General features: G+C 57.3%; 6 protein-coding genes. 4 read left to right on the top strand and 2 right to left on the bottom strand.

Features of this window, described 5'->3' with window-relative positions; all coding sequences use genetic code 11:
• Nucleotides 1-63 precede the first annotated feature (63 nt).
• Entirely contained in the window at nt 64-1,416 is a 1,353-nt protein-coding gene (gene yegD / locus V1572_RS17680) for a molecular chaperone (RefSeq protein WP_196365086.1), read from the bottom strand.
• 130 nt (nt 1,417-1,546) lie between these two features.
• Between yegD and alkA the strand changes: the two genes are divergently transcribed.
• Entirely contained in the window at nt 1,547-2,425 is an 879-nt protein-coding gene (gene alkA, locus V1572_RS17675) for a DNA-3-methyladenine glycosylase 2 (RefSeq protein ID WP_395299999.1), read from the top strand.
• Here alkA and V1572_RS17670 read toward each other — a convergent pair.
• Nucleotides 2,384-5,713, bottom strand: coding sequence for a diguanylate cyclase (locus V1572_RS17670; protein ID WP_262765930.1), 3,330 nt, complete (start codon nt 5,711-5,713; stop codon nt 2,384-2,386). The genes alkA and V1572_RS17670 overlap by 42 nt on opposite strands.
• Nucleotides 5,714-6,056: 343 nt before the next feature.
• On the opposite strand from V1572_RS17670, the gene udk reads away from it, so the two are divergent.
• The 3 genes from udk to asmA all read left to right on the top strand — a co-directional run bounded on the left by udk (nt 6,057) and on the right by asmA (nt 9,244).
• Nucleotides 6,057-6,698, top strand: coding sequence for a uridine kinase (gene udk / locus V1572_RS17665; protein WP_008500855.1), 642 nt, complete (start codon nt 6,057-6,059; stop codon nt 6,696-6,698).
• Nucleotides 6,699-6,789: 91 nt separating this feature from the next.
• Complete coding sequence (gene dcd / locus V1572_RS17660) at nt 6,790-7,371, top strand: dCTP deaminase (protein WP_024908111.1); 582 nt, start codon at nt 6,790-6,792, stop codon at nt 7,369-7,371.
• 22 nt (nt 7,372-7,393) lie between these two features.
• On the top strand, nt 7,394-9,244 hold the full coding sequence (gene asmA, locus V1572_RS17655) for an outer membrane assembly protein AsmA (RefSeq protein ID WP_395299425.1): 1,851 nt from the start codon (nt 7,394-7,396) through the stop codon (nt 9,242-9,244).
• Nucleotides 9,245-9,306 lie beyond the last annotated feature (62 nt).

Below are 9,306 nucleotides of genomic sequence, written 5' to 3'. Positions count from 1 at the left end.
GCACCACAACAACACACGTTTTGTAGGCCGGGTAAGGCGAAGCCGTCACCCGGCACAACTGCACTAGCTAAACATCACCTGCGCCCAGCGTGCCAGACCAGCGGTAACGGAACCAAAGTCATCGCCACCTGCAATCGGAATACCCGGCAGCTGTTCGGCCAGCGCTTTCTTGATCAGAGGTGAACGGGCACTTCCCCCGGTCAGGTAAATCACGTCCGGCTTCTCTTTGCCGTTCTCCAGCGCGAGCTGCACCTGTTCCAGAATGCGCTGTAGCGGCTGGGCAAGCGCCGTCTCCAGCCCGTCCTGCGAAATGGCGGTGGCCAGTTCGTCACTGATAAACGGCAGGGAGACCGCATGTTCAGCACGGTCGGAAAGGGCGATTTTGCTCTCTTCAGCCGTACGCACCACGCGGTAGCTCAGACGCTGACGCCACACTTTATAGAGCAGGGCGACTTTCTCGCCATCCTGAGCATCGCGCACCAGATCGTTAAGGAAGCGGCCGTTGGCGGTGCTGTAAAAATCACTCTGTGCCGGCACGTCGTTGATGGCAATCGCGTTCCACCACGGCAGGATCGGCAGCGCGATGCCTTTTTCCGTTTGTCCCCCCATGCCGAGCAGCGGCATCAGGCTCTTGAATGCCAGGGCGATGTCAAGATCGTTCCCGCCTACGCGGCAGCCGCTGTGCCCCAGCAAGCTGTTTTCGCGGTCGCGCCGGTTATGCCACTGGGGGCCCATCAGCAGCAGCGAGCAGTCGGTGGTGCCCCCGCCGATGTCCACGACCAATACGCGCTTCTCTTCCGTCAGCGTGGCTTCGAAGTCCAGCCCTGCGGCAACGGGTTCATACTGGAATACCACGTCGCGGAAGCCTGCGCGGTGCGCCGCGCGTTCCAGGATCCCCTGCGCCTGCTGGTTGGCCTCGTCGCCGCCCAGCCCCTGGAAGTTAATTGGTCGGCCAATCACCGCCTGGGTAATCGCGTCGGAGACCTGCGTCTGCGCCTGGTTGCGGATGTGCAGCATCATCGCACACACCAGGTCTTCGAACAGCGCGACCTGCTGCGGCTTCAGGCCGCTGGCGCCGAGGAAGGATTTTGGCGACTTAACGAAATAGACCTCTTCGGGGTCTTCAATGTAGTGTCCGAGCGAGGAGAGGCCGAACTGCACGCTGGACGGCGTAACGTCGATATCTTCCTCGCGGTTGAAGCTGACCGCACGGCGTAACAGCGCCTGGGTTTCCGCCGCCGAAGCCGGAACCTGATGGTGGCGGAACAGCCATTCGCTCACCGCTTCACGCGTCGGTGCGCAGAGCATTGACGGCAGCAGCGTGCTCTCTTTTTCCATTTTCAGGAGCCGTGGCTGCCCGTTTTGCATAATCGCAACCGAGCAGTTTGCCGTTCCGTAGTCAAATCCAATAAACACGATGAATCCCCATGCCGGTGAGAAGGGGCGAGACTTTAACGAAATGTCCGCATGGCGACAACAGGAATATGAAAGCAAGGCGAAACAGGACCTTTCCGTTTATGCTGTGAAGAACCCAAAAGGAGAGATGATGTACACCCTGAACTGGCTTCCCCCTTACGACTGGCAGTGGATGTTTGGCTTTCTTGGCGCGCGTGCGGTGACGGGCATTGAAACCGTCACGCCCGACTACTACGAGCGCAGTTTTGCCTGCGAGGGACATCAGGGGATCTTCCGCGTGACGCCGGATATCGCAACACACACGCTAACCGTGACCCTCAGCCCGGGGTTAATTCCGGTTGCGCAGCCGTGCCTTGAGCGCATCGAACGCCTGTTCGATCTTGCCTGCAATCCGCAGCACATCGCGGAGACGCTGGGCGATCTCGGTGCTGCAAGGCCGGGCTTACGTTTGCCGGGAGCGATGGATGCGTATGAGCAGGGCGTCCGGGCGATTCTCGGACAGCTGGTGAGCGTGGCGATGGCGGCGAAGCTGGCGTCACGCGTGGTGGCGTTATGCGGTGAACCCGTGGCGGATTGTCCAGGCTATCTCTGCTTCCCCACGCCGGAAGCGCTGGCGGCAGCGGACCCGCTGGCGCTGAAAGCGTTGGGCATGCCGGTAAAGCGCGCGGAGTCGCTGATTCATCTGGCGCAGTCGGTTATCGACGGAACATTTCCGCTTTTCCCGCCCGCGAATATAGAAGAGGGGATGAAGGCGCTACAGCAGCGGCCGGGGATAGGGCGCTGGACGGCAAATTATCTGGCCCTGCGCGGCTGGCAGGCGAAAGATGTGTTTCTGCCGGATGATTACCTGATTAAACAACGCTTCGCCGGAATGACGCCCGCGCAAATTCGTCGCTATGCCGAACGCTGGAAGCCGTGGCGCTCCTATGCGCTGCTGCATATCTGGTATACCGACGGCTGGGCACCGTCAGTTGATCGCGAAATAACTGGTGTTGAGAAGAAGATCTAATGGCTGCGGCTCGGCGATGGTGTCACCAAAGATAAAATCGATGCCGATACCGGAGAGCGTATCCATCATGATGGGCTGGTTACAGGGGCCTGCGATGGTTTTCATTCCCAGACGCTGGGCGTGGCCCTGAACAATGGTCACCATCATCTCATCCATCAGATTGCCGTACACGTTGGTTACCACCTCCGCATCCAGCATCAGATAGTCGGCCATGTTCGCGGTCAGGTGGGTAAAGACGTTCATATCGCGTCCCACCTGGCTGAAGATCACGCGGCAACCCGCCTGACGGAGCTTTTGCAGACCCCGATGCAGGTTCTTATCCGGATTGCACACCACATCGGCAGAGATAACCAGATGCAGCAGACGGCCCGGCATCGGGCTTTTATCCAGCAGGTCGAGCAGTTCATCGACCAGCGTCACGCTGGCTAAACCGGCCTCCGAGAGCGGCAGCGCCACACCCATGCCTTTACTGGCGATCTGGGCGGCTGAGGTGCGGAAAAACTCGCTAAAGATCCGCCTGTCGAGGGCGTGCAGAAGCTCTGGCTCCGCCAGGCCCGAGCGGAAGGCATGCTCTTCCTGAACTTCGCCCTGGCTGGTCCACAGGCGTAACGACAGCAGCCAGAAATTACTGCTCTCAGGGATGCGCGGTGAGGCGACGCTGCGGGCAATCATCATCAGATGATTGTCTTTAATCATGTGCCACTGTTCATCAAGCGACATCATGCTTCGCGTGTGGTGATCCCGCTCCTGCTGGGGTTCATACACCGTCACCATGCCACGTCCGCTGTTTTTTGAGGCGTAACAGGCAATGTCCGCCTGCGACATGATCTCCGACGCCTGATGGTTATTTTCATCAATCAGCGTGATGCCGGCGCTGGCGCCGATCCGGTGCAGGCGGCCTTCCCACATAAAGTGATAGTCGTTGATGGCATGAATCAGGCGACCGGCGATATAGCGCGCGCTTTCCAGGTTGCAGTCCGGTAACAGTAACCCGAATTCGTCCCCGCCCAGGCGCGCCAGCACGTCGCTGGAGCGGAGCATGGTCAACATCAGGGAAGCCAGTTCCCGCAGCAGGGCATCGCCCGCCGCGTGGCCAGCCGTGTCATTGACGGCTTTGAAGCGATCGAGGTCGATAAACACCAGGGCATGACGCTGACGCGTTTCGCGAACGGTCTGCAGGAGCCGTTTGAGATGGTTTTCGAAGCTAACCCGGTTAGCCAGATGGGTCAGGGCATCGTGGGAGGCGCTGTAGCTCAACTGGCGCAGCATTTTACGCGACTCGGTCACGTCCTGAATCACGATCACCGAGCCGATATTCTGTCCATCCAGCGTGCTGAGCGGCGTAATGCTGTAGTGGATATCAAAATTGCCGCCGGTACGGCAGTTCAACACCACGTCCTGATCGATATCGGAACGGGACATATCGCCGCTGTGAATATTCTCCATCAGCGGCCCTTTTTCACCAAAGGTGATGTGTAACACCTTCAGGATCGGCTGACCAATAGCTTCGGTCTGCAGCCAGCCGCTCATTTTCTCGGCGACCGGGTTCATAAAGGTGACGTTCATGTTGATATCGGTGCACAGCACTGCTTCACCGATGGAGTCGAGGGTAATGTGCAGACGCTCTTTTTCCTGGAAAAGCGCCTCGTTAAGCTGCTTAACCTCGGTCATGTCCATGTTGATACCGAGCAACCGTTCGACTTCCCCCTGCTTATTGAGCACCCGGTTCGCCAGGGAGCGAATATGACGCACGCCTTCCTTCACGCGAATGCGGAATTCCAGCTTAAACGGCAGACGGGAAATCAGAGAGTCCCGCAGCACCTTCTCTGCGTGGGCGCGATCTTCCGGCAGCATCGTGTCGTGCCAGAGCTGCCAGGTGGGCTTGATGTGCGGCGGAATTTCATACAGTTCAAACATCCGCTTATCCCAGCTGATAACGTCGGGTTCCAGATCCCACTCCCAGATGCCGATGCCCCCTGCTTCGTTTGCCAGGGTGATGCGCTCCATCAGGCGTTTATTGACCCACTCGGTCTGCTTCAGGTCGTTAATGTCTTCAATCTGGGCGATAAAATAGAGCGGCGAGCCGTCGGCATGGCGCACCACGGAGACGGCAAGAAGCGCCCAGACCACTTCTCCATCGCGCGTGTAATAGCGCTTCTCGAGGGTATAGGTATTGATGTCGCCGTTAATGAGCTGTTCGAGCTGCTCCAGGTCGGTATTCAGATCTTCCGGCCAGGTGAGCTGCTGGAAGGTCAGCGACTGGAGTTCCGTCTGGCTGTAGCCGAGGAAATTGCACAGCGCCTTGTTCGCCTGAAGCCATTTTCCTTCGATGCTGACCAGCGCCATACCGATGGCAGAATATTCCATTGCGTTACGAAAACGCTCTTCGCTTTCGGTGATGTGTTTGCGCTCGGCGCGGAAGGCGTACATCACCATGGTCATAACGTTAGCGGGCAGGAGCAGCATCAGGAACGGCAGCCAGGGGGCGTTCAGCATCGGCCCGGCGTGCTGGGTGGTCAGCGCCAGAGGGTTGCGGGCAATCATCAGCGACACCACCATCACGGTGACCAGAAACACCATGAACGCTTCCATCCTCGGCAGGCGCACAGCGCTCCACATCAGCAGAACGATCACGCAGGTGAAGGGCCACGGCAGCCAGGTGATGGCTGCCCAGCTGAGGGCTAACGTCACGGCCAGCGTGGTCAGCGTTTCCAGAAGCAACCGCGGATCGCGGTGGCGCAGCAGATAATGCGGCTTAAACAACAGCCCTAGCGGCACCAGCGCCAGCGCGCCAATCGCTTCTGACAATACCCAGACGAAGAAATTACGCAGGGGCTCTGGGCCGGGGGCCAGCAGGGTCACCAGAATACCGCCCACCAGCGGCGGCACCAGCGCGCTGCCGATGGCCACGCGGATCCAGTCGTTCAGATTCTGCAGCGGGTTGTACCATGGGAGCCATTTGCGCAGAAACAGCGCACCGATAGCGGCCTCAATGATGTTGATCGAAGGATAGATGAGGCTGACCGATCCCCAGGAGAACAGCATCCACGAGGCCAGAACATTACCGAACGAGCAGGCCAGGGCAATGCCCGGCCACATTTTTCCGGCATGGCGGTAAAACGCCACCATCATAATGGCGGTGGGGAACCAGAGCGGAGCCAGCAGGGTGCCGAAACGGGTGAGTTCCAGCGAAAATAAGGTAAAGATAAAGGTGACCAGGCCCAGACAGACAAGTCGTGTTAAAGGATGTGGGGTAGTCACCAAAACCCGCTGGTATTGTTTATTCATTACCGCTTTATCCAGAGACGCCATGCCGTCAGGGAAGATGTCCGAACGCGTGAATTTGATAATTTGGTTTATGCTAGTACAAACAATTTACAATTCATATGGTGACCGCTCAGAATTTGACACCACAGACTTATTAAATACTTACTCCGTTAAAAAAAACGGTGAAACGGTGAAAAAATGGTCATTTAAATTTCATTCAGGGAATAAGTTGTCACTTTTCGGCCAGTCTCGCAGAACCTGTGCATTCGACTGGTATCACGCCCGCGAAATCCCTATAATTGCCGCGTTTGACGCTCCGGCGTCGTCCTTCCTTAACATCCAGGTTAATCAGGTCGCTAAATTTATGACTGATAAGTCTCATCAGTGCGTCATTATAGGCATCGCCGGCGCATCGGCTTCAGGTAAAAGTCTAATTGCCAGTACGCTTTATCGCGAACTGCGTGAACAAGTAGGTGATGAGCATATCGGCGTCATTCCCGAAGACAGCTATTACAAAGATCAATCCCATCTGTCGATGGAAGAGCGCGTTAAAACGAACTATGACCACCCAAATGCAATGGATCACAGCCTGTTGTTCCAGCATTTAGAAGCGCTTAAGAGCGGCCAGGCGATTGAACTGCCCGTTTACAGTTATGTCGAACATACCCGCACCCAGGAAACGATCCGCATCGAGCCGAAAAAGGTCATTATCCTTGAAGGCATTCTGCTGCTGACCGATGCCCGCCTGCGTGAATCCATGAACTTCTCCATTTTCGTCGATACTCCGCTGGATATCTGCCTGATGCGCCGCATCAAGCGTGACGTTAATGAACGCGGCCGTTCAATGGACTCCGTGATGGCGCAATACCAGAAAACGGTTCGCCCAATGTTCCTGCAGTTTATTGAACCCTCCAAACAATACGCCGATATTATCGTGCCGCGCGGGGGTAAAAACCGCATTGCGATTGATATCTTAAAAGCGAAAATCAGCCAGTTTTTTGAATAAGCCGCGTGAATTGTGTACCGTTCAGAGATAACCTGGTTTTACCCTGAGCGCTTACCGACTCAGGGTACGTTGCATGAAAGGAGAAAGAGGCGTGCGTCTTTGTGATCGCGATATAGAAGCCTGGCTGGATGAAGGCCGTTTGTCTATTACCCCGCGTCCACCTGTTGAGCGTATCAATGGGGTGACCGTTGATGTCCGTTTGGGGAATAAATTCCGCACCTTTAGCGGCCATACCGCACCGTTCATCGACCTCAGCGGTCCGAAGGACGAAGTCAGCGCCGCGCTCGATCGCGTGATGAGTGATGAAATCGTTATCGACGACGGCGAAGCCTTTTATCTGCATCCGGGTGAACTGGCGCTGGCGGTCACATTTGAATCCGTCACCCTGCCTGCGGACCTCGTCGGCTGGCTTGATGGCCGCTCTTCGCTGGCGCGACTGGGGCTGATGGTACACGTGACCGCGCACCGTATCGATCCAGGCTGGTCAGGACGTATCGTGCTGGAATTCTTCAATGCCGGTAAATTGCCGCTGGCGCTTCGTCCGGGCATGATGATCGGCGCGTTGAGTTTTGAACCGCTGTCAGGCCCGGCAGACAGGCCGTATAACCGCCGCCAGGACGCAAAATATCGCGACCAGCAGGGTGCGGTTGCCAGCCGTATTGATAAAGACTGATCGTTAGTCCATTGAGGATGCCATGAGAAGAGTTCTGACAACGCTGATAATTTTGCTGGTGGTGCTGGTGGCTGGCCTTTCGGCGTTGGTTCTGCTGGTTAACCCCAATGACTTCCGCGCTTACATGGTGCGGCAGGTCGAGGCACGCAGTGGTTATCAACTGAAGCTTGATGGGCCGCTGCGCTGGCACGTCTGGCCGCAGCTCAGTATTCTCTCTGGCCGCATGTCGCTCACGGCGCCGGGGGCATCCCAGCCGCTGGTTTCCGCAGACAACATGCGCCTTGATGTGGCGCTGATCCCGCTCATTTCCCATCAGCTGCAGGTGAATCAGGTGATGCTGAAAGGCGCGGTGATTCAGCTCACCCCGCAAACCGAGGCCGTGCGTGATGCTAACGCGCCGGTGGCACCGCGCGAAAACACCCTGCCTGATGAGTCGTCTGATACAGGCTGGTCCTTCGATATTGGCAAACTGAAAGTGGCCGATAGCGTACTGGTTTTCCAGCATGAGCACGAAGAGCAGGTCACCGTTCGCAACATTAACTTGCAGATGGAACAGGATGCACACCATATTGCGTCGGTGGAATTCAGCGGGCGCGTGAACCGCGATCAGCGCGATCTGACCTTGTCGCTGAGTGCCAGCGTTAACGCGTCAGACTATCCGCACCAGCTCACCGCCGACATTCAGCAGCTGGGCTGGCAACTGACGGGGGCCGATCTTCCCACCCAGGGGATCGCCGGGCAGGGGACGCTGCAGGCCGTGTGGCGCGAGGAACAAAAACAGCTGGAGCTGGATAACCTCAACCTGCAGGCAAATGACAGTAGTCTGAAAGGGCAGGCCAGCGTCACGCTCGAAGAAAAGCCGAAGTGGGTGCTGAATCTGCAGTTTGGCAAGCTCAACCTGGAAAATCTGTTGCCGCCTCTGCCAGCCAGCGCCACGGACAGCAATGCGGCGCAGACGGGGCAAAGCCAGGCAGCGGTATCACGCCCGGTTATTTCGTCGAATCTCGATCAGCCTGACTATAACGCCCTGCGCGGATTCACGGCGGATATTCTGCTGAAAGCCAATAGCCTGCGCTGGCGCGGCATGGACTTTACCGACGTGAGCAGCCAGATGTTTAACCATAACGGTTTGCTGGTGATCTCCGAACTGAGTGGCAAGATGGGCGCAGGGCACCTCTCGCTGCCCGGCACGCTGGATGTCCGTAAAGACGTTGCCAGCGCCGAATTCCAGCCGCGTCTCGATAACGTTGAGATAGGGACCATCCTGAACGCGTTTAACTACCCGATATCCCTGACGGGGCAGTTGACGCTGGCGGGGGACTTCTCCGGCACGAAAATTGATGCCGAGGCGTTCCGCCGCGAGTGGCAGGGACAGGCGCATCTTGATCTGAAAAACTCCCGTATGGAAGGGCTCAATTTCCAGCAGCTGGTGCAGCAGGCGGTAGAGCGCAGCAGCGATGTGAAAGCCCAGGAGAACTACGACAGCGCCACGCGACTCGACAGCTTCACCACGGACCTGACGCTGGACAACGGACAACTCTCTCTCGACGGAATGCAGGGTACCTCTTCACTCTTATCATTGACGGGCGAAGGTAAGCTGGATCTGGTCAAAGAGACGGCGGACACGCGCTTTAACGTGCGGGTACTTTCCGGCTGGCAGGGAGAAAGTAAGCTCATCGACTTCCTGAAAGAGACGCCGGTCCCATTGAGCGTATACGGCAAATGGCAGGCTCTGAATTATAGCCTCCAGGTGGATCAGATCCTGCGCAAGCATCTGCAGGATGAAGCGAAACGTCGGCTGAGCGGCTGGGCGGATCGTAATAAAGATTCGCAGGACGGCAAGGATGTGAAGAAGCTGCTGGATAAGCTGTGATGCCTGTTGCGCCGGGTGGCGGCTTCGCCTTACCCGGCCTACAAAAGCCTGACGCGTTGCGA

This window comes from Enterobacter quasiroggenkampii, from assembly GCF_043972695.1.
GTDB lineage: Bacteria > Pseudomonadota > Gammaproteobacteria > Enterobacterales > Enterobacteriaceae > Enterobacter > Enterobacter quasiroggenkampii.
The sequence above is the reverse complement of the archived record's forward strand: the minus strand, read 5'-3'. Positions and strand labels throughout refer to the sequence as shown.